Origin of the sequence: Stenotrophomonas sp. Y6 (assembly GCF_022436665.1) — a bacterium.
Classification (GTDB): domain Bacteria; phylum Pseudomonadota; class Gammaproteobacteria; order Xanthomonadales; family Xanthomonadaceae; genus Stenotrophomonas; species Stenotrophomonas acidaminiphila_A.
The window spans coordinates 1-19,295 of sequence record NZ_JAKUKB010000011.1; the positions used below are offsets into that span (position 1 = coordinate 1).

The 19,295-nt window shown below is 70.7% G+C and carries 15 protein-coding genes; 10 read left to right on the forward strand and 5 right to left on the reverse strand.

The window, feature by feature from the left end; translation table 11 throughout:
• Window positions 1–462: 462 nt before the first annotated feature.
• Window positions 463–1,674: a tyrosine--tRNA ligase gene (tyrS, locus tag MKP15_RS13855; RefSeq protein WP_104937763.1), complete on the reverse strand. Its 1,212-nt coding sequence runs from the start codon at window positions 1,672–1,674 to the stop codon at window positions 463–465.
• Between the two features lie 163 nt (window positions 1,675–1,837).
• Between tyrS and MKP15_RS13860 the strand changes: the two genes are divergently transcribed.
• Both MKP15_RS13860 and MKP15_RS13865 read left to right on the forward strand, forming a co-directional pair.
• Complete coding sequence (locus MKP15_RS13860; protein ID WP_240213113.1) at window positions 1,838–3,292, forward strand: peptidoglycan DD-metalloendopeptidase family protein; 1,455 nt, start codon at window positions 1,838–1,840, stop codon at window positions 3,290–3,292.
• A 73-nt stretch (window positions 3,293–3,365) separates the two neighbouring features.
• Window positions 3,366–4,490 carry an anhydro-N-acetylmuramic acid kinase gene (locus tag MKP15_RS13865; protein WP_240213114.1) on the forward strand — a complete coding sequence of 375 codons (1,125 nt, stop codon included), beginning with the start codon at window positions 3,366–3,368 and terminating at the stop codon, window positions 4,488–4,490.
• A gap of 206 nt (window positions 4,491–4,696) precedes the next feature.
• Here the strand turns inward: MKP15_RS13865 and MKP15_RS13870 are convergent, their stop codons facing one another.
• The 3 genes from MKP15_RS13870 to MKP15_RS13880 all read right to left on the reverse strand — a co-directional run bounded on the left by MKP15_RS13870 (window position 4,697) and on the right by MKP15_RS13880 (window position 7,214).
• On the reverse strand, window positions 4,697–4,927 hold the full coding sequence (locus MKP15_RS13870) for a hypothetical protein (RefSeq protein ID WP_054662598.1): 231 nt from the start codon (window positions 4,925–4,927) through the stop codon (window positions 4,697–4,699).
• Window positions 4,928–5,040: 113 nt separating this feature from the next.
• Entirely contained in the window at window positions 5,041–6,417 is a 1,377-nt protein-coding gene (locus tag MKP15_RS13875; protein ID WP_240213115.1) for an MFS transporter, read from the reverse strand.
• Entirely contained in the window at window positions 6,414–7,214 is an 801-nt protein-coding gene (locus MKP15_RS13880; RefSeq protein ID WP_240213116.1) for an exodeoxyribonuclease III, read from the reverse strand. Before MKP15_RS13880 ends, MKP15_RS13875 begins: the two co-directional genes overlap by 4 nt.
• A gap of 110 nt (window positions 7,215–7,324) precedes the next feature.
• Here MKP15_RS13880 and pyrE point away from each other — a divergent pair, with 110 nt between their 5' ends.
• The 8 genes from pyrE to MKP15_RS13920 all read left to right on the forward strand — a co-directional run bounded on the left by pyrE (window position 7,325) and on the right by MKP15_RS13920 (window position 16,848).
• A complete protein-coding gene (gene pyrE, locus MKP15_RS13885; RefSeq protein ID WP_104937758.1) occupies window positions 7,325–7,984 on the forward strand; it encodes an orotate phosphoribosyltransferase in 660 nt (219 codons plus the stop codon).
• Window positions 7,985–7,999: 15 nt separating this feature from the next.
• Window positions 8,000–8,701, forward strand: a complete 702-nt coding sequence (locus tag MKP15_RS13890; protein ID WP_104937757.1) for a hypothetical protein — start codon at window positions 8,000–8,002, stop codon at window positions 8,699–8,701.
• A gap of 281 nt (window positions 8,702–8,982) precedes the next feature.
• A complete protein-coding gene (locus tag MKP15_RS13895) occupies window positions 8,983–9,075 on the forward strand; it encodes a potassium-transporting ATPase subunit F (RefSeq protein ID WP_104937756.1) in 93 nt (30 codons plus the stop codon).
• Between the two features lie 10 nt (window positions 9,076–9,085).
• Window positions 9,086–10,798 carry a potassium-transporting ATPase subunit KdpA gene (kdpA, locus tag MKP15_RS13900; RefSeq protein WP_240213117.1) on the forward strand — a complete coding sequence of 571 codons (1,713 nt, stop codon included), beginning with the start codon at window positions 9,086–9,088 and terminating at the stop codon, window positions 10,796–10,798.
• A 5-nt stretch (window positions 10,799–10,803) separates the two neighbouring features.
• Complete coding sequence (gene kdpB / locus MKP15_RS13905) at window positions 10,804–12,864, forward strand: potassium-transporting ATPase subunit KdpB (RefSeq protein WP_240213118.1); 2,061 nt, start codon at window positions 10,804–10,806, stop codon at window positions 12,862–12,864.
• Window positions 12,861–13,451 carry a potassium-transporting ATPase subunit KdpC gene (gene kdpC, locus MKP15_RS13910; protein ID WP_240213119.1) on the forward strand — a complete coding sequence of 197 codons (591 nt, stop codon included), beginning with the start codon at window positions 12,861–12,863 and terminating at the stop codon, window positions 13,449–13,451. Before kdpB ends, kdpC begins: the two co-directional genes overlap by 4 nt.
• 36 nt (window positions 13,452–13,487) lie before the next feature.
• Window positions 13,488–16,148 (forward strand): sensor histidine kinase KdpD, encoded by a 2,661-nt coding sequence (locus MKP15_RS13915; RefSeq protein WP_240213120.1) that lies wholly within the window; start codon window positions 13,488–13,490, stop codon window positions 16,146–16,148.
• Window positions 16,141–16,848, forward strand: a complete 708-nt coding sequence (locus MKP15_RS13920) for a response regulator transcription factor (protein ID WP_104937751.1) — start codon at window positions 16,141–16,143, stop codon at window positions 16,846–16,848. The genes MKP15_RS13915 and MKP15_RS13920 overlap by 8 nt, the downstream gene beginning before the upstream one ends.
• Window positions 16,849–16,931: 83 nt before the next feature.
• Here the strand turns inward: MKP15_RS13920 and MKP15_RS13925 are convergent, their stop codons facing one another.
• Window positions 16,932–19,286 (reverse strand): phosphomannomutase/phosphoglucomutase, encoded by a 2,355-nt coding sequence (locus MKP15_RS13925; RefSeq protein ID WP_240213121.1) that lies wholly within the window; start codon window positions 19,284–19,286, stop codon window positions 16,932–16,934.
• Between the last annotated feature and the right edge of the window lie 9 nt (window positions 19,287–19,295).

Consider the following 19,295-nt stretch of genomic DNA (forward strand, 5'->3'; position numbering starts at 1 on the left):
AACAAACTATTCATTGCTTGATCAAACGTCTGCAAGATGGACAGTCATCCACTCCTGCAGGCGCCCTCACAAGATACCTGCGCATACTTTCAAAGAACTTCGGAATCGGCCTCAGCGCCTTCTTCCTTAGTGCCCGGCGTTTCCGTCCGAGCGAGCCGCCCATTATAGCCGGCTTTTCCGCTTCGTCAACACCTCGTTTCGAGGCCCGACTCCGCTGCTCCAACCGCAAACCCGAGGGCTTTTCGTCGAAGCGAGCCGCCTATTATGGCAGCCTTTTCGTTGCCGTCAACACCTGCGTGAGGGTGACTTCAACTTCCTGCCTTCGCTGCCAACCACCGGCCGGCGGCGAAGGAGCGGAAGTATGCAACCTGTTTCAGGTTTTGGGAAGAGGCAAATACACATCACCTGCACTTCCCGCACCCCGCGGACGGGTACGCCGCCACGGGGCCATGAACTGCGGGGTCAGGCAGCAACCAACAACACCCGCGCGAACGTGCGCTTGCCCACCTGCAGCAGGCCTTCGAAGCCCGGCTGCAGGACCGTCTGCGCATCCTCGACCACCTGGCCGTCCACCTTGACCGCGCGCTCCTTGAGCTTGCGCGAGGCTTCCGAGTTGCTGGGCGTCAGGCCGGCGGCGGTCAGCAGCGCGCCGATGCGCAGGCCGTCGGCCGGCACCTTCACTTCCTGCAACGGCAGCTGGGTGATGTCGCCCTGCCCGGTCACCGCCGCATTCCAGCCGGCAATCGCCTGCTCGGCGGCGGCCGCATCGTGGAAGCGCGTGGCCAGTTCGCGCGCCAGGCGCAGCTTGATCTCGCGCGGGTTGATCGCGCCGGCGTCAACATCGGCGCGCAGCTGACTGGCCTCGGCAATGGAGATGTCGAAGCTGAGCAGGTCGATCCAGCGCCACATGAGGGTGTCGTCGATCTTCATGGTCTTGGTGACGATGTCGATCGCCGGTTCGCTGATACCAATGTAGTTGCCCAGCGACTTGGACATCTTGTTGACCCCATCCAGGCCCTCCAGCAGCGGCATGGTCAACACGATCTGCGGCTTCTGGCCGTAGTGCTCCTGCAGGCCGCGGCCCATCAGCAGGTTGAACTTCTGGTCGGTGCCGCCGAGCTCGACGTCCGCTTCCAGCGCCACCGAGTCGTAGCCCTGCACCAGCGGGTAGAGGAATTCGTGGATGGCGATCGACTGCTGGGCGGCGTAGCGCTTGGCGAAGTCGTCGCGCTCGAGCATGCGCGCCACCGTGTGCTGGCCGGCCAGGCGGATCATGTCGGCCGCGCCCATCTTGCCGAACCATTCGGAATTGAAGCGGACCTCGGTACGCGCGCGGTCGAGCACCTTGAACACCTGCTCCTCGTAGGTGCGGGCATTGGCCAGTACGTCTTCGCGGGACAGCGGCTTGCGGGTGACGTTCTTGCCCGAGGGGTCGCCGATCATGCCGGTGAAGTCGCCGATCAGGAAGATCACCTGGTGCCCGAGATCCTGGAACTGGCGCAGCTTGTTGAGCAGCACGGTGTGGCCCAGATGCAGGTCCGGGGCGGTGGGGTCGAAGCCGGCCTTGACCCGCAGCGGACGGCCGCTTTCCAGACGCTGGCGCAGTTCATCCACCTTGAGGATTTCATCGGCACCGCGGCCGATCAGGGCAAGGGCTTCATCAATCGAGGACACGCTAGAACTCCCGGCTTCGCCGTCAGACATGAATGTGTTAAGTGCAGGTTAACCGCCCAATTCATCAAAAAGCCATGCGGCTCAATGGTTTGACGCGGTATTGAAGGGTGACTATGTTACCCGCGTTTGGGCCCGCGATCCGGGCCGTCCAGAGAACCCAGCGATGTCCCAACCCGATCACGGCCAGGCGCGCAAACAGCGCTTTCAGGAACGACTCCACGTCCTCCACGACACCGCCCTGCATCGGAAGTTGAAGCAACACCTCCCGGCCGCGTTCAACGAACGCTGGACCCGGCGCCACTGGATCCACGCCAGCCTGTTCGCGACCATCGGCGCGCTGGCGGCGACCATCGTGCCGGGCTTCTCCAATGCCATCGACGCGCCCCTGCCGTCGGCGCACGCGACCCTGGCCCTGCCACTGCCGCCGCTGTCGCTGGCCCGGCGCAGCGAAACCCCGGGCGACAGCTGGCAGATCCTGCGGGTGGAACGCGGCCAGACCCTGAGCGACCTGTTCGAGATCGCCGGGGTGCCGGCGACGGTGATGCACCGGCTGCTGAACCACCCGGGTACCCGCGAGGCGCTGACCCGGCTGCGGCCGGGGGCCGAGATCGCCTTCGACCTGCCGGTCAACGGCCAGCTGCGCACGATCCGCTTCGACCGCGACCCCAGCCACCGCGTGGAGTTGACCCTGCAGGGCGACCAGATCCGCGAGAAGGTGCTGGAGCGCGCGACCACCACCCGCACCGTGGTCGCCAGCGGCGAGATCCGCAGCTCGCTCTATGCCTCGGCCCTGAAGGCCGGGCTGTCGCCCTCGGCCATCAACACGATGACCGACGAGATCTTCAAGTACGACATCGACTTCTCCAAGGACGTGCAGCCGGGCGACCGCTTCAGCGTGGTCATGGACGAGACCTGGCGCGAGGGCGAGCGCATCGACACCAGCAAGATCCTGGCCGCCACCTTCAGCACCGGCGGCAAGACCTATACCGGGTTCCGATTCGAGCGCGGCGGCAAGTCCGAGTACTTCGACCTCAACGGCCGGCCGCTGAAGAAGAGCTTCATCCGCATGCCGATTCCGTTCGCGCGGCTGAGCTCCACCTTCGGCTCGCGCCGCCATCCGATCCTCGGCACCATGCGCATGCACAAGGGCGTGGACTATGCCGCCGGCACCGGCACCCCGATCATGGCCGCCGGCGACGCCCGCGTGCAGTTCGCCGGTACCCAACGCGGCTATGGCAACGTGGTGATCCTCGACCACGGCCGCGGCTACACCACGCTGTACGGGCACATGTCGCGCTTCGGCAAGATCCGCACCGGCCAGCGCGTGAACCAGGGCACGGTGATCGGTTATGTCGGCTCCACCGGCATGGCGACCGGCCCGCACCTGCACTACGAATTCCGGGTCAACGGCCAGCACCGCAACCCGCTGTCGGTGACCATGCCGCCGCCGGAGCCGCTGAAGGGCGCCGAGCTGGCCGCGTTCCGCGCCCAGACCGCGCCGGCGATGGCGCGCATCCAGGGCATGGAAGAGCTGATGTACGCCGATGCCGGCAAGGACAAGCCCACGGTCACGGCCAGTGCCGCGACCCCCGTGGCGGCCGGCAACAAACGCGGCTGAGCCGCGCCGCCGCGTTGACGACAGGGGCAGGGAGCCTTGAAGCTTCCCTGCCCTTTTCGTTTCCGGCCCCGGCATGACCTCCATCGATCCACAGCTGCCGTTGTTCCTCGGCCTGATGTCCGGCACCAGTGCCGACGGCATCGACGCCGCGCTGGTGCAGTTCCCGGCTGAAGGCGGCTGCCGGTTCGTGCACGGGCATACCTGCGACTGGCCGGCGCGGACCCGCGAGGCACTGGTGGCGTTGGGACAGGGCGCCGAGCCGGCATCGCTGGATGCGCTCGGGCAACTGGACGCCGAAGTCGGCATCGCCTTCGCCGCCGCCGCCAATGGCCTGCTGGAGCGGGCCGGGATCAGCCGCGCGCAGGTGCGGGCGATCGGGTCGCACGGGCAGACCATCCGCCATCGCCCCACGGCGCTGCCTGCCTTCACCTGGCAGATCGGCGACGCCCACCGCATCGCCGAGCTGACCGGGATCACCACGGTGGCCGATTTCCGCCGCCGCGACGTGGCCGCCGGCGGCCACGGCGCGCCGCTGATGCCGGCCTTCCACCTGGCAATGCTCGGCAACAGCGGCGAGGACCGGGCGGTCCTCAACCTGGGCGGCATCGCCAACCTGAGCCTGCTCGCGCGCGACGGCAGCCTGCGCGGGTTCGACACCGGCCCGGCCAATGCGCTGCTGGATGGCTGGTGCCAGCGCCACCTCGGCGCCGCGTTCGATGCCGATGGCGCCTTCGCCGCCACTGGTCGGGTGGACGAGGCGCTGCTGGCGCGGTTGCTGGACGATGCCTGGTTCGCGCTGCCACCGCCCAAGAGCACCGGCCGTGAACAGTTCCACCTGGACTGGGTGGACGCGCGGATCGGCGACGCGCCGCTGGCGCCGGCCGATGTGCAGGCCACCCTGGCCGAACTCACCGCCGCCACCGTCACCGATGCACTGCGGGCGCACCTGCCCGGCGCACGCCGGCTGCTGGTATGCGGCGGCGGCGTCCATAATCCCCACCTGCTGCGGCGCATCGCCGCGCGGCTGCCGGGAGTGGAGGTGGTCTCCAGCGCCGCGCATGGGCTCGACCCGGACTACATGGAAGCGATGGGCTTCGCCTGGCTGGCACGCGAAGCCCTGGCCGGACGCCCGGGCAACCTGCCCAGCGTCAGCGGCGCGCGCGGGCCGCGGATCCTGGGCGCGATCCACCCGGCGTGAAACCTTGGGGCGCGGCCCCGAAAATCGCCCGCACGGATGCTGGGGTGCCGGGCGTCCCCCTGCCCTGCCCGTTGTCGTAGCTGCCGGGCTCGCCCGGCACGGTTTGCCCGGCATGTCGCATGCGGGGCAAGCCCGCATCTACGGCGAGCCGCGTTTGCCTGAAGCCGGGGCATCGGGGCGCGCCCTGGCCCGTGCCGGGCATGCACTCAACCGAATTCGGCGCCGGCGGGCAACGCCTGCAGGGCATGGATGGCCTCGGACAGCACGTCCACCTCCGGGTTCTCGAAGCCGTGGCTCATCTCGTGCTCGCCGGCGAACAGGCCCTGTTCGAGCAGCACCAGGCAGGTATGTTCGCGGGTCCAGCCACGCGCCACCGCAAGGCGGCGGATGCGTTCAAGCAGCAGCGGGTCGACATCCCGCAAGATCACGTCGGCCATGTCATTCCGCCAGCAGTCCGGCGGATCCCCCCGCGGGCATCATCGACGACGCGGCGCCCGGTTTCAACGGCGGGCGGAACGCGGCTCGCGCGATCCACCCGCGCGCGGCGCATTCAGCCGGACGTGGTGGCCTTGCGCGCCTGCATCGCCGCGAGCGCCACGCACAGCAGCAGCACCGGTATCGCCAGCAGCGCGGTGCCGACGAAGAACAGCGCGTAGCCCTCCAGCAGGGTGCGGCCCTGCGCCAGGTATTGCACGGTCATGCCCGACAGGCCCTTGAGCGCCTTGCCCGGCATCGCGTAGAACGAGCTGAGCAACGCATATTGGGTCGCGGTGTAGCCGATGCTGGTCAGGCTGGACATGTAGGCGATCAGGGCGGTGCCGGCGAAGCCGCTGGACAGGTTGTCCACCGCCATGGCGATGGCGAACTCCAGCTTGCCCGGGCCGACGTAGGCCATCCATGCGAACGCCAGGTTCGAGCAGGGGCCAAGCACCGCGCCGACCAGCAGCGCCGCCATCACCCCCCAGCGCACCGAGATCACCCCGGCCAGGGCGATGCCGAAGAATGTGGCCACCAGGCCGACCGAGCCGCGCACCGCGCCCACCGTGTCCTCGTCCAGGCCGAGGTCGACGTAGAACGGGTTGGCCATGGGGCCCATCACGAAGTCGGCCATGCGGTAGATGCTGATCGCCGCCAGGATCAGCAGCGCGCCGCTGCGGTACTCGCGGAAGAACATCACGAACGGGCCGATCACCGCGTCGAACAGGCCGCGCGGGGTCCACAGCCGGGCGGCCTGGTCGTGCACGGCGAGCACCGCCCGCGCCGGTTCGCGCGCCAGCAGCACCGCGGCCACGCCCAGGCCCATCAGCGCCGCCATGATCTCGTAGGACACCTGCCAGCCCACGCGCGCGGCGATGATCAGGATCAGCGCGTCGGTGACCAGCAGCGCGGTGCGGTAGCCCAGCGCCGAGGAGGCGGTCAGCAGGCCGAGCTGCTCGCTGCTGCTGGCGCTCTCGATGCGCCAGGCGTCGATGACGATGTCCTGGGTGGCCGAGGCGAACGCCACCACGGTGGCCAGCACCCCGAACACGAGCAGGTGCTCCACCGACAGGCCCAGCACCAGTATGTTGCCGCCCTTGGGCTGCACCAGCGCCATGCCGACCAGGGCCAGGCCGGCGAACAGCTGCGACAGCAGCATCCAGCCGCGGCGGCGCCCGAACACCCGCCCCAGCACCGGCACGTCGGTCTTGTCGACGATCGGCGCCCACAGGAACTTCATCGAGTACGCCAGGCCCACCCAGGACAGGAAGCCGATGGTGTCCAGCTCGATGCCTTCCTTGCGCATCCAGAAGCCGAGCGTATTGCCGACCAGGTAGATCGGCAGGCCGGAACTGAAGCCCAGCAGCAGCATCGCCAGCACCTTGCGCTGGCGCAGGTTGCCCATCACCTCCCGCCAGCCCTGGCGGCGCTTCGGCGCGGCCTCGCTCACAGGTCGTAGTCCACGCTGAACGGGGCGTGGTCGGAGAAGCGCTCGTCGCGGTAGATCGAGCAGCCGCGCAGGCGCCCGCGCAGGCCGGGGGTGACCAGCTGGTAGTCGATGCGCCAACCGACGTTGTTGGCGCGCGCCGCGCCCCGGTTGCTCCACCACGTGTAGTCCTGCCCCTGCGGGTGCAGCACGCGATAGGCGTCCACCCAGCCGCGGCCGGCGCCCGGGTCATGCTCCCCGGGCAGGTCGGCGCACAGGCCGTTGAGCCAGTCGCGCTCCTCGGGCAGGCAGCCGGAATTCTTCTGGTTGGACTTCCAGTTCCTGATGTCCAGGGCGGTGCGCACGATGTTCCAGTCCCCGCACAGCACGTAGTCGCGGCCGCTGGCCAGCCACTGGTCGAGGATCGGCCGCAGCCATTCCATCACCTCGAACTTGAAGCCCTGGCGCAGCTCGCCCGACGAGCCGGACGGGATATAGAAGGAGACCACGCTCAGGTTGCCGAAGCGGGCCTCGATGTAGCGGCCCTCGTCGTCGAACGGGGCCCAGCCCAGCTCGGTGCGGACCTCGTCCGGCTCGCGCCGGCTCCAGATCGCCACCCCGCTGTAGCCTTTCTTGGTGATGGCGTCACGGTAGAAACAGTGGTGGCCATCGGGGCGGAACAGCGGGTCGGACAGCTGCGACTCCTGCGCCTTGGTCTCCTGGATGCACAGCACGTCGGCCTGCTGGCCGGCGAACCAGGCGCCGAAGCCCTTGGTGGTGGCCGAACGGATGCCGTTGGCGTTGAAACTGATGATGCGCATGGGAAACCGCTGACAGGCCCGGGACGGCACAGCATACCGCCCGCGCCAGCATTCCCCGAAGCCATGCTTTACCCTAGGCGCCTTCAATAGACGACAGAAAAGCGCATTACATGAGTGACCATCGTTCCCGCTTCCTGCAGCTGGCGCTGAACGCCGATGCCCTGCGCTTCGGCCAGTTCACCCTCAAGTCCGGCCGGGTAAGCCCCTATTTCTTCAATGCCGGCCGTTTCGACACCGGCCTGGCGCTGGCCCAGCTGGGCAACTGCTACGCCGACGCGGTCGAATCCTCCGGCGTCGCCTTCGACCAGCTGTTCGGGCCGGCCTACAAGGGCATCCCGCTGGCCACCGCCATCGCCTGCGAGTTCTCGCACCGCGGCCGCAACCTGCCGCTGACCTTCAACCGCAAGGAAGCCAAGGACCACGGCGAGGGCGGCACCCTGATCGGCGCCGACATGGCCGGCAAGCGCATCCTGATCGTCGACGACGTGATCACCGCCGGTACCGCCATCCGCGAGGCGCTGGCCATCATCCGCGCCGCCAACGGCATCCCCGCCGGCATCGTGGTCGCGCTGGACCGCCAGGAGATCGCCTCGGAGGAGGACCGCCGCTCGGCCGCCCAGGCTGTGGCCGCCGAGACCGGCATCCCGGTGATCGCCGTGGCCAACCTGGCCGACCTGCTTGCATTCGCGTCCGGGAACCCGGAACTTGTCGGCTACCGCGAACCGTTGCTGGCCTACCGGGCCCGTTACGGAAGCAATCCAACGGGCTGACCGCAGGGGGCTGTCATGAGGCCGAATCCGTCCATCACCGGCGCCGGCATGCTGCTGGTGCTGGCTGCGCTGACACTGCCGGTACCGGTGCCGGCACAGGACAAGCCGGCCGACCCCGGCAAGAAGCTCTACTGCTGGGACACCGCCCGGGGTGAGCGGATCTGCTCGGACACCCTGCCGCCGGAGGCGGTCAACAACGCACGCCAGGAATTCAGCGCGCGCAGCGGCCTGCGCAGCGCCGACGTGCAGCGCGCGCTCACCGCCGAGGAACGCGCCGACGCCGAGCTCGCCGCGGCGCAGGCGCAGGTGGATGCGGCGGCGGCCGAGACCCGCAGGCGCACCGAGCAGGCCATGCTGTCCACCTATGGCAGCGAGGACGCACTGCGCCGCGTGTTCAACGAGCGCGCGGCCATCGTCGACAACAACATCAAGACCGCCATCTACAACGTCGGCAGCCTGCGCGAGGCGCTTGCCACCCAGTTGTCGATCGCCGGCGACCGCGAACTGGCCGGGCAGAAGGTGACCGACAAGCAGGCCCAGGACATCCGCCAGCGGCATACCGAACTGCTGGCCCAGCTGCGGCTGCAGGCCGCCTTCGAGCAGCAGCGCAAGGCGCTGGACGTGGAGATCGCCGAAACCCTGGCCCGCTACCGCGAGCTCAAGGGCACCGCCGCGGCGGCCGACGCGGCCGATACCCCGGCATCGCCGCCGGGCTGAGCGCGCCCACCGGCGGAACCCCGCAAGCGGCCCCCGGGCCGCTTTTTCGTTGCCTTCAGCCCCCGCCAGCCCGGCACCGCACCGGCGGCCAAACCATGGCCACCCACTTTTTTATGGCGTTTTTACGCCGCGACCGGGCACGCGGCATCGAACGTTTACGGCCCCCGGAAGCACCATGGCGCTCCTGGCACGGGCGGCCATGCTGGCAATGCGCCGCCACTTTCCCATCCACACGGTACGTCCGCCGCGCAGGCGGTCGCGCCACCGAACCGAGGTTCCCAATGCCCGGCTGGCTTTTCTTCCTGTGCGGACTGGTGGCGCTGGTCGCTGCCGCCTACCTGCTGTACGCGGTCCTGCGTCCCGAGTCGTTCTGAGGAGCACGCCATGACCGAAGCCCTTGTCATCCTGCTGGCCGGCATCGCCCTGGCGTGGCCGCTGGGCCTGTACCTGGCGCGGCTGATGCGCGGCACGCCCATGCGCATCGACCCGCTGTTCCGGTGGATCGAGACCCCGCTTTACCGGCTGCTGGGCGTCGACCCGGGGCGTGCCATGTCCTGGCGCGGCTATGCCCTCGCCTTCCTCGCCAGCAACCTGGTGCTGGCCGTGCCGACACTGGCGGTGTTCATGACCCAGGCCTGGCTGCCACTCAACCCGGACCATGTTCCCAACCTGCGCTGGGACACCGCGCTGCACACGATGGTGTCGTTCCTGACCAACACCAACCAGCAGCACTACAGCGGCCAGGCGCAGCTGTCCTACCTGTCGCAGATGACCGCCATCACCGGCCTGCAGGTGATCACCCCGATGATGGGCCTGGCGCTGGCGGTGGCCACGCTGCGGGCGCTGTTCGCCCGGGCGCCGGGCCAGCAGTCCGGTGCCGGGGCGGCGGCCGCGCCGGTCACGGTCGGCAACTACTACGTCGACGTGGTGCGCCTGTGCCTGCGCTTCCTGCTGCCACTGTGCCTGGTATGGACCCTGCTGCTGACCTGGCAGGGCGTGCCCTCGACGCTGGCCGCGGGCCCGCAGGCCACGCCGATCGATGCCGGCGCCGGCATGGCGACGCAGAAGGTTCCGCTGGGCCCGGTGGCGGCGATGGTCGCGGCCAAGCAGCTCGGCGCCAATGGCGGCGGCTGGTACGGGCCGAACAGCAGCTTTCCGCTGGAGAACCCCACTCCGCTGTCCAACGCGCTGGAGCTGGTGGGCATCGTGCTGGTACCGATGGCGGTGGTGTTCATGATCGGCGCCTTCACCGGCCGCCGCCGCTTCGGCGCGCTGGTGTTCGGCTGCATGCTCGGCATGTCGCTGCTGTCCACCTTCGGCACGGTGTGGCTGGAAGGGCACGGCGCCAGCGCTGCCAGCCCGTTGCTGATGGAGGGCAAGGAAGTCCGCTTCGGCGCCGACGGCACCGCGCTGTGGGCCACGCTCACCACGCAGGTGCAGAACGGGTCGGTCAACGGCATGCAGGATTCGATGAGTCCGCTGGCCGGCATGGCGTCGCTGGTCAACATGCTGGTCGGCGCCATCTGGGGCGGCATCGGCTGCGGCCTGCAGCAGTTCCTGGTGTACCTGATGCTGGCGGTGTTCCTGGCCGGGCTGATGACCGGGCGCACGCCCGAGCTGTTCGGCCGCAAGCTGGAAACGCCCCAGGTACGGCTGCTCGCCCTGCTGGTGCTGCTGCAGCCGATCACCCTGCTTGGCATGACCGCGCTGACCCTGGCCATTCCCGGCCTGGCCGGTATCTCCAACCCCGGCTTCCATGGCATCACCCAGGTGTTCTACGAGTTCACCTCGGCCTATGCCAACAACGGCTCGGGCCTTGAAGGACTGGCCGACAACACCGTCTGGTGGAACCTCAGCTGCGCGCTGGTGCTGGCGCTGGGCCGGTTCCCGGTGCTGATCGTGCCGCTGGCCATCGCCGCGCAGCTGGCCGGCAAGCGGCAGGCGCCGCAGGGCGCCGGCAGCCTGCAGATAGAAACCCCGACCTTCGCCCTGACCCTGGTCTGCGTGATCGTCGTCCTCACCGTGCTGCAGTTCATGCCGGCACTGGTGCTCGGCCCGGTGGCCGACCACCTGGGCCTGGCGCTGCAGGGAGCCTGACATCCATGAGCGCTTCGATGAACTCCCCTGTTTCCCGCCCGGCCACGCGCCGCCCACCGCTGCTGGACGCCGCCGGCTGGCGCCAGGCGCTGCGCGAATCCGTGCGCAAGCTCGCGCCCGCGCACCTGCTGCACAACCCGGTGATGGCCGTGGTCATGGCCGGCACCGTGCTGGCGCTGCTGCTCACCCTCGGCGGCCAGGCGCCGCTGGGCTTCGGCCTGGCGGTCACCGCGATCCTGCTGCTGACGGTGCTGTTCGGCAACTTCGCCGAAGCCGTGGCCGAGGCGCGTGGGCGCGGCCAGGCATCGGCGCTCCGGCGCGCGCGCCAGGACCTGGTGGCACGCCGCCTGGCGGCACCGCGGTTCGGTGCGGCCGAAAGCGCGGTTGCCGCCGCGGCGCTGCGCCCGGGCGACCACGTGATCGTCGGCGCCGGCGAGTTCGTGCCGGCCGACGGCGAGATCGTGCAGGGCCTGGCCACCATCAACGAGGCCGCCGTCACCGGCGAGTCGGCACCGGTGCTGCGCGAGGCCGGTACCGACCGCTCCGGCGTGATCGGCGGCACCAAGGTGCTGTCCGACCAGATCGTGGTGCGCGTCACCGCCGAGCCCGGACACAGCTTCCTGGACCGCATGATCGCGCTGGTGGAAGGCGCCAACCGGCAGAAGACGCCGAACGAGATCGCGCTGACCCTGCTGCTGGCGGCGATGTCGCTGACCTTCCTGGTGGTGGTGGCGACGCTGCCGGCGATCGCCGCCGCCGTCGGCGTGCGGCTCGATCCGCTGCTGCTGATCGCGCTGCTGGTGTGCCTGATCCCGACCACCATCGGCGGGCTGCTGCCGGCCATCGGCATCGCCGGCATGAACCGCGCGCTGCAGGCCAACGTGCTGGCCAAGTCGGGCAAGGCGGTGGAAGTGGCCGGCGACGTGGACGTGCTGCTGCTCGACAAGACCGGCACCATCACCTACGGCGACCGCCAGGCCAGCGCCTTCCACCCGCTGGCGGGCATCGAGGCCGGGCACCTGCGCGAGGCCGCGCTGCTGTCCTCGCTGGCCGACCCGACCCCGGAGGGCAGGTCGATCGTGCGCCTGGCGCGCGAGCAGGGCTGCACCACCGGCGAGCCGGACCGGGCCGACTACCTGGCGTTCAGCGCGCAGACGCGCATGTCGGGCGTGGACCTGGCCGACGGACGGCGCATCCGCAAGGGCGCGGCCGACGCCATCACCGCGCACGTGTCGGCACTGGGCGGCAACGTCCCCAACGAACTGCAGGCGCGCGTGGACCAGGTCGCGCGCGGCGGCGCCACGCCGCTGGTGGTATGCGAAGGCCGGCACGTGCTGGGCGTGGTCGAGCTGGCCGACGTGGTCAAGCACGGCATGCGCGAGAAGTTCGCACAGCTGCGGGCGATGGGCATCCGCACGGTGATGATCACCGGCGACAACCCGCTGACCGCCGCGGCCATCGCCGCCGAAGCCGGCGTGGACGACTACATCGCCCAGGCCCGGCCCGAGGACAAGCTGGCGCGGATCCGCAGCGAACAGGCGGGCGGGCGGCTGGTGGCGATGGTCGGCGACGGCACCAACGACGCCCCGGCGCTGGCCCAGGCCGACATCGGCCTGGCGATGAACTCCGGCACCCAGGCCGCCAAGGAGGCCGGCAACATGGTCGACCTAGACTCGGATCCGGCCAAGCTGCTGGCGGTGGTCGAGGTGGGCAAGCAGCAGCTGATCACCCGCGGCGCGCTGACCACCTTTTCGCTGGCCAACGACGTATCCAAGTACTTCGCGATCCTGCCGGCGCTGTTCGCCGCGGCGATCCCGTCGATGGCGGCGTTGAACGTGATGCAGCTGTCCAGCCCGCGCAACGCGGTGCTGGCGGCGCTGGTGTTCAACGCGCTGGTGATTCCGGCGCTGATCCCGCTGGCATTGCGCGGCGTGCGCTTCCGCCCGGCCACCGCCACCGCGCTGCTGCGCCGGAACATGCTGGTCTACGGCCTGGGCGGGGTGCTGCTGCCGTTCGCGGCGATCAAGGCCATCGATCTTCTCCTCGTCCTGGTACTCGGCGCATGACCCCCAAGACCTCCATTGCCCTGTGGCGCCCGGCCATCGGCCTGACCCTGTTCGCCCTGCTCGGCACCGGCCTGGCCTATGCCACGCTCGCCACCGGCATCGCCGGCACCCTGTTCCCGGCCCAGGCCGACGGCAGCCTGGTCCGCGATGCGGACGGCCGCGTGCGCGGTTCGCTGCTGCTGGCGCAGCCGTTCGCCGGCGACGGCTACTTCCAGGCACGGCCATCGGCCAGCGGCTACGACCCGATGGCCGCCGCCGGCAGCAACCTGGCGCGCGGCAACCCGCAACTGGCGCAGCGCGTGGCCGCTGAAACCGCCGCGGTGGCGGCGCGCGAAGGGGTCGCGGCAGCGCAGGTGCCCGGCGACCTGGTCACCGCCTCCGCCAGCGGACTCGACCCGGAGCTGTCGCCGGCCGCCGCAAGGCTGCAGGTGGCCCGCGTGGCGCGGGCGCGTGGCTGGCCGCAACAGCGCGTGCAGGCCCTGCTGGAGCGCCACGTGCAGGCGCCCGGGTGGGGCGTGCTGGGACAGCCGCGGGTGAATGTGATCGCGCTGAACCTGGCCCTGGATGCGGCCGCGCATGCGCCCTGATTCCGCCGCTGCCGGCGGCGGCGCACAATCGCGGCCATGAACGATACCCGCAGCCGCCAGGCCGATGCGCTGGCCGGAAGCCTGCAACGCGAAGCCGGCGGCAAGCTGACGGTCTTCCTCGGCGCCGCGCCCGGCGTCGGCAAGACCTTCGCCATGCTCACCCGCGCGCAGGAACAACTGCGCCGCGGCGTGGACTTGGTCGCGGCGGTGGTGGAAACCCACGGCCGCGACGACACCGCCGCGCTGCTGCACGGCCTGCCGGTGATCGCGCTGCGCGAGGTCGAGTACCGCGACCATCGCCTGCAGGAGATGGACCTGGACGCGGTGCTGGCGCGGCACCCGGCCCTGGTGCTGGTGGACGAACTGGCCCACCGCAACGCCCCCGGCAGCCGCCACGAACGGCGCTGGCAGGACGTGATGGAACTGCTCGACGCCGGCATCGACGTGTGGACGACCATCAATATCCAGCACCTGGAAAGCCTCAACGACGTGGTGATGCGCATCACCGGCGTGCGCGTGGCCGAAACCGTGCCCGATGCGGTGTTAGACCGTCTGCACGACATCGTGCTGGTCGACCTGCCGCCGCGCGAACTGGTGGAGCGCCTGCGCCAGGGCAAGGTGTACGTGCCCGAACAGGCGGCGCAGGCGCTGCAGGCGTTCTTCTCGCCCGCCAACCTCACCGCGCTGCGCGAGCTGGCCATGCAGGAAGCGGCCGACCGCGTCGACAGCAGCCTGCGCGAGACCCGCGCGGCGCGCGGCGAGGGCAACCTGCCGCTGCGGCGCCGGGTGCTGGTGGCGATCGACGGCGGCGGCCAGAGCGAATACCTGGTGCGCGTGGCCCGGCGCATCGCCGAGCGCCGCGACGCCCCGTGGACCGTGGTCACGGTGCAGCATGGCCGCCAGGACGAGGCGACCCGCCGCGAGATCGACGCCGCCTTCGCGCTGGCGCGCCGGCTCGGCGGCGACGCTGAACTGCTGCACGGGCCGGGCATCGCCGACGTGCTGCTGGACCATGCCGCGCACAACGCCGTCTCCACCCTGGTGCTGGGCCGCACCCGCGAACGGCCGCTGGCGCGGCTGTTCAACCAGACCCTGACCCAGCAGCTGATCCAGCGCGGCGCGCACTACGAGATCACCATCATCAGCACGCCGCAGGCGCGCGCCAGCGCGCGCCGGGCGCGGTTGTCGCTGGATCCGGAGAACTGGCGCCGGGATGCCGGGCTGGCGCTGCTGGCCACCGCCGTGGCCTGCGGGGCGGCATGGCTGGGCGAACGCTGGATCGGGCTGAGCGACCTGGCGATGGTGTTCATCGTCGCGGTGGTGCTGGTGGCCGCGCGCACGCGCATGGGCGCGGCGGTGCTGGCGGCCACGCTGTGTTTCCTGGCCTACAACTTCTTCTTCATCGCGCCGCGCTTCACCTTCGCCATCAATGCGCGCCAGGGCGTGATCACCGTGTTCCTGTTCCTGGCCGCGGCGCTGGTGGCCGGGCGGCTGGCGTCGCGGCTGCGCATGCAGGTGGTGGCGCTGCGCGCGGCCAACCGCCATGCCAACGTGCGCCAGGCGCTGGGCCGGCAGCTGGCCAGCGCGGTGGACAACGCGCAGGTGGCGCATGCCGGCCGGGTCGCGCTGGAGCAGGCGCTGGACGCGCCGGCCTGGGTGCGGGTGGCGCACGACACCAGCACCGGCGGCAGCGCCGCGCCCGGCGACACAGACCTGGCCGCGGCCGACTGGGCGCTGCGCCACGGTCAGCCGTCGGGCCGCTTCACCGACACCCTGGCCGGCGCCGACTGGTGGTTCCTGCCCCTGCTCGACGGCGAAGGGCATGGCATCGGCGTGGCCGGCCTGCGCTTCGACCGCCAGCATCCGCGGCTGGCCCCGGAGCAGCGCCAGCTGGCCGAGGCGATGGTCGACGACATCGCCCAGGCGGCACTGCGCACGCGGCTGGTCGCCGACCTGGAAACCGCCCACCTGCACAACGAGACCGAACGCCTGCGTTCGGCGCTGCTGTCGTCGGTATCGCACGACCTGCGCTCGCCGCTGGCGGCGATGATCGGCTCGGCCGACAGCCTGTCCAGCTATGCCGAGGCGATGGATGCCGGCGACCGCCGCGCCCTGCTCGACACCATCGTGGTCGAGGGCGAGCGCCTGGACCGCTACATCCAGAACCTGCTTGACATGACCCGGCTGGGGCACGACGGGCTCAAGCTCAGCCGCGACTGGATCGGCGTCGACGAACTGATCGGCTCGGCGGCGCGGCGGCTGCAGCGCTACCAGCCCGAAGCGCTGCTGAAGCTGGACATCCCGCACGACCTGCCGCCGATCTGGGTGCACCCGGCGCTGGTCGAACAGGCGCTGTTCAACGTGATGGAGAACGCGGCCAAGTTCTCGCCGCCGGGGGTGGCGGTGGAAGTACGCGCGCGCGTGCGCGACGGCGAACTGTGCATCGAGGTGATCGACGAGGGACCGGGCATTCCCGACGCCGAGCGCCTGCGCATCTTCGACATGTTCTACAGCGTCGAGCGCGGCGACCGCGGCCGCCAGGGCACCGGCCTGGGCCTGACCATCTGCCAGGGCATGATCGGCGCGCATGGCGGCCATGTCGAAGCGCTGCCCGGCCGCGATGGACGCGGTACGCTGGTGCGCATGACCCTGCCCCTGCTCCAGCCCCACCCGGAAGGCCCGCGCGACGATGCCTGACACCCCGGCCATACCGCCAGCGCGGGTGCTGGTGATCGACGACGAGGTGCAGATCCGCCGCTTCCTCGATATCTCGCTGCGCGCCCAGGGCTATGCCACCGCGCAGGCCGCCAGCGGCGGCGAGGGGCTGCGTGCGCTGGCCGGCGAAGGCGCCGACCTGGTGATCCTGGACATCGGCCTGCCCGACATGGAAGGCCACGAGGTGCTGGCCGAACTGCGCCAGTGGAGCCAGGTGCCGGTGATCATGCTCAGCGTGCGCGGTGGCGAGGCGGAGAAAGTGCGGGCACTGGACAACGGCGCCAACGACTACGTGACCAAGCCGTTCGGCACGCAGGAACTGATGGCGCGGGTGCGGGCGCTGCTGCGCGGCCGCAGTACCGACGGCGACGGCCAGGTGCCGCTGTTCGACGATGGCCACCTGCGCATCGACCTGGCCCGCCGCGAGGTCCGCGTGGATGGTGCGGCGGTGGCGCTGACCCGCAAGGAATATGCATTGCTGGCGCTGCTGCTGCGCAACGCCGGGCGGGTGGTCACCCAGCCGCAGATCCTGCAGGAAGTCTGGGGCCCGAGCCATCGCCACGACACCCACTACCTGCGCATCCTGGTGGGCCGGCTGCGGCACAAGCTCGGCGACTCGGCGCTGCAGTCGCGCTACCTGTTCACCGAACCGGGCGTCGGCCTGCGCTTCCAGGCGCCCTAGGGCCACGCGCCACTGGGCGCGGGCGCGGGCCCTGTCCCTGCCTGCAACGGCGGAGCACCCCTGCGCGGCGCGGATGCGCCGGCTCAGAAATTCAGTTCGGTTCCCGCCGGCAGCACCCGCTGCAGCTGCTCGCGGAACAGGCCCTTGATCCGCTCCAGCGCCTCCGCGTCGTCCGCCTCGAACCGCAGCACCAGCACCGGGGTGGTGTTGGATGCGCGCACCAGTCCCCAGCCATCGCTGAAATCGGCGCGCAGGCCGTCGATGGTGGAGATGCGCGCGGCAGCGAACGGCGAATCCTCGGCCTGCGCGGCGGCCACCACCAGTGCCACCTGCGCATGCTGGGTGCCTTCGGCCACCGCCACTTTCAGCTCCGGCGTGGAGACCGCATCGGGCAGTTCGTCGAACACCGCCGACGGATCCTCCTCGCGCTGGGCCAGGATCTCCAGCAGGCGCGCGGCGGCATACAGGCCGTCGTCGAAGCCGTACCAGCGCTCCTTGAAGAAGAAATGCCCGCTCATCTCGCCGGCCAGCTCGGCGTCGGTCTCGCGCATGCGCGCCTTGATCAGCGAATGCCCGGTCTTCCACATCATCGGGCTGCCGCCGTTGCGCAGGATGTAGTCGGCCAGGCGCCCGGTGCACTTGACGTCGTAGATCACCATCGCGCCGGGGTTGCGCGCCAGCACATCGGCGGCGAACAGCATCAGCAGGCGGTCGGCGAACACGATGCGGCCCTCGCGGGTGACCACGCCCAGGCGGTCGCCGTCGCCGTCGAAGGCGATGCCGAGGTCGGCGTCGAAACGCTGGACCATCTGCACCAGGTCCTCGAGGTTGTGCGGTTCGCTCGGGTCCGGGTGGTGGTTGGGGAACTGCCCGTCGACCTCGCAGTACAGCGGGATCACGTCGGCGCCGATGGCTTCCAGCAGCTGCGGCGCGACCGCGCCGGCGACGCCGTTGCCGGCGTCGGCCACCACCTTGAGCGGGCGGTCCAGCTGCACGTCGTCGGCGATGCGCTGCACGTAGTCGGCGATGACCTCGCGCTGCTGCAGGCCGCCCGGGGTGTCGGCCCGCTGCAGGCGGCCTTCGACGATGCGCCGGTACAGCTCGGTGATCGCCTCGCCGGACAGGGTTTCGCCGCCGATCACGATCTTGAAGCCGTTGTAGTCCGGCGGGTTGTGGCTGCCGGTCACCGCCACGCAGCTGCCGGCGCGCAGGTGGTACGCGGCGAAGTACACCACCGGGGTCGGTGCCATGCCGATGTCGATGACGTCGCAGCCGGCGCGGCGCAGGCCCTCGACCAGCCCGGCCACCAGCTCGGGGCCGGACAGGCGGCCGTCGCGCCCCACCACCACCTCGCGCAGGCCCTGGGCCTGCATCTGGCTGCCGATGGCCTGGCCGATCAGCGTGGCCACCGCCGGCGTCAGCTCGCTGCCGACCACCCCGCGGATGTCATAGGCGCGGAAAATGCCGGCGGCCACGGTACCGATATCCGTCCCCGGCGACGGCGCATCGCCGGCCTCATCGGCCTCGCGCGCGCGCGCCGCCGCCACCGGCAGCGGTTCCTGCGCCAGCGCCTCGCTGAGGGTGACGCCATCGTCGGCATCCAGCGGCTCGCCACCGCGCCGCAGCACCGGCAGGCGCAGGCGCTTGCGGCCAACCAGCAACAGCACCGCCGTCGCCAGCATCAGCAGCGCCACCGTCGCACAGGCCAGGGCACCCAGGCCCAGCGGGCCTTCGCCCAGGTCGGGCATCTCCGCCACCACGCGCAGGCCGGCGTCGGCCACTGGCCGCGCCAGCGCATCGGCACCGCCGCCCAGCGCGGTATCGCCGCGCCGCACGATGGTGAATCCCCCCTGGCGCAGGCCGAGGAAGGCCGAATCCGGCGCGTCCAGCGCGTCGAACACGGTGGTCAGGCGGTTCAGTGGCTGGCGGACGTAGATCACCGCCGGCCGCTCCTGCAGGCGGACCGGCGCGGCCAGGCCCAGCCGCGGCGCATTGCCGTCGCGCACCACGCGCGCGACCGGCTTGCCTTCGCTCATCGCCAGCTCCAGCAGCGCCAGCCGCGAGTAGCCGAACGCGGCCGGGTCGGCGTAGGCATCGGCCAGCGCGCCATCGAATACCTGCGCGTCGTCCACCCCGCTCCACTTTTCGCGCACCGCCGCGGCGGCGGCGGCGGCGTCGCCATTGGCCAGGGCGGCCTTGACCGGCGCCAGTTCCAGCTGGCGCGCGAACTGGGTGGTCTGCGCGGCCAGGGTCGCGTGCAGTTGCTCCACCGCCTGGTCGCGCGCCTGTTCCAGCCGTGCGCCGGTACCGGCCTGCCGCCATTGCTCGAAGGCCCCCCAGCCGAACCAGCCGGCCAGCAGCACCAGCAGCGCCGCCAGCAGCGGCGTCGAACGGCCGAGCGCCGGGCGCGGGCGCCGGCTTTGGTTCCCTTGGCTCATCGTGCGTTC

Bases quoted from the DNA above. Each gene is read 5' to 3' on its own strand.
- kdpC (WP_240213119.1), top strand. From the start codon at position 12,861: ATGACCCCCAAGACCTCCATTGCCCTGTGGCGCCCGGCCATCGGCCTG.
- MKP15_RS13920 (WP_104937751.1), top strand. From the start codon at position 16,141: ATGCCTGACACCCCGGCCATACCGCCAGCGCGGGTGCTGGTGATCGAC.
- MKP15_RS13870 (WP_054662598.1), bottom strand. From the start codon at position 4,927: ATGGCCGACGTGATCTTGCGGGATGTCGACCCGCTGCTGCTTGAACGC.
- MKP15_RS13880 (WP_240213116.1), bottom strand. From the start codon at position 7,214: ATGCGCATCATCAGTTTCAACGCCAACGGCATCCGTTCGGCCACCACC.
- MKP15_RS13860 (WP_240213113.1), top strand. From the start codon at position 1,838: ATGTCCCAACCCGATCACGGCCAGGCGCGCAAACAGCGCTTTCAGGAA.
- MKP15_RS13925 (WP_240213121.1), bottom strand. From the start codon at position 19,286: ATGAGCCAAGGGAACCAAAGCCGGCGCCCGCGCCCGGCGCTCGGCCGT.
- MKP15_RS13915 (WP_240213120.1), top strand. From the start codon at position 13,488: ATGAACGATACCCGCAGCCGCCAGGCCGATGCGCTGGCCGGAAGCCTG.
- kdpA (WP_240213117.1), top strand. From the start codon at position 9,086: ATGACCGAAGCCCTTGTCATCCTGCTGGCCGGCATCGCCCTGGCGTGG.
- MKP15_RS13895 (WP_104937756.1), top strand. From the start codon at position 8,983: ATGCCCGGCTGGCTTTTCTTCCTGTGCGGACTGGTGGCGCTGGTCGCT.
- MKP15_RS13865 (WP_240213114.1), top strand. From the start codon at position 3,366: ATGACCTCCATCGATCCACAGCTGCCGTTGTTCCTCGGCCTGATGTCC.
- pyrE (WP_104937758.1), top strand. From the start codon at position 7,325: ATGAGTGACCATCGTTCCCGCTTCCTGCAGCTGGCGCTGAACGCCGAT.
- MKP15_RS13890 (WP_104937757.1), top strand. From the start codon at position 8,000: ATGAGGCCGAATCCGTCCATCACCGGCGCCGGCATGCTGCTGGTGCTG.
- kdpB (WP_240213118.1), top strand. From the start codon at position 10,804: ATGAGCGCTTCGATGAACTCCCCTGTTTCCCGCCCGGCCACGCGCCGC.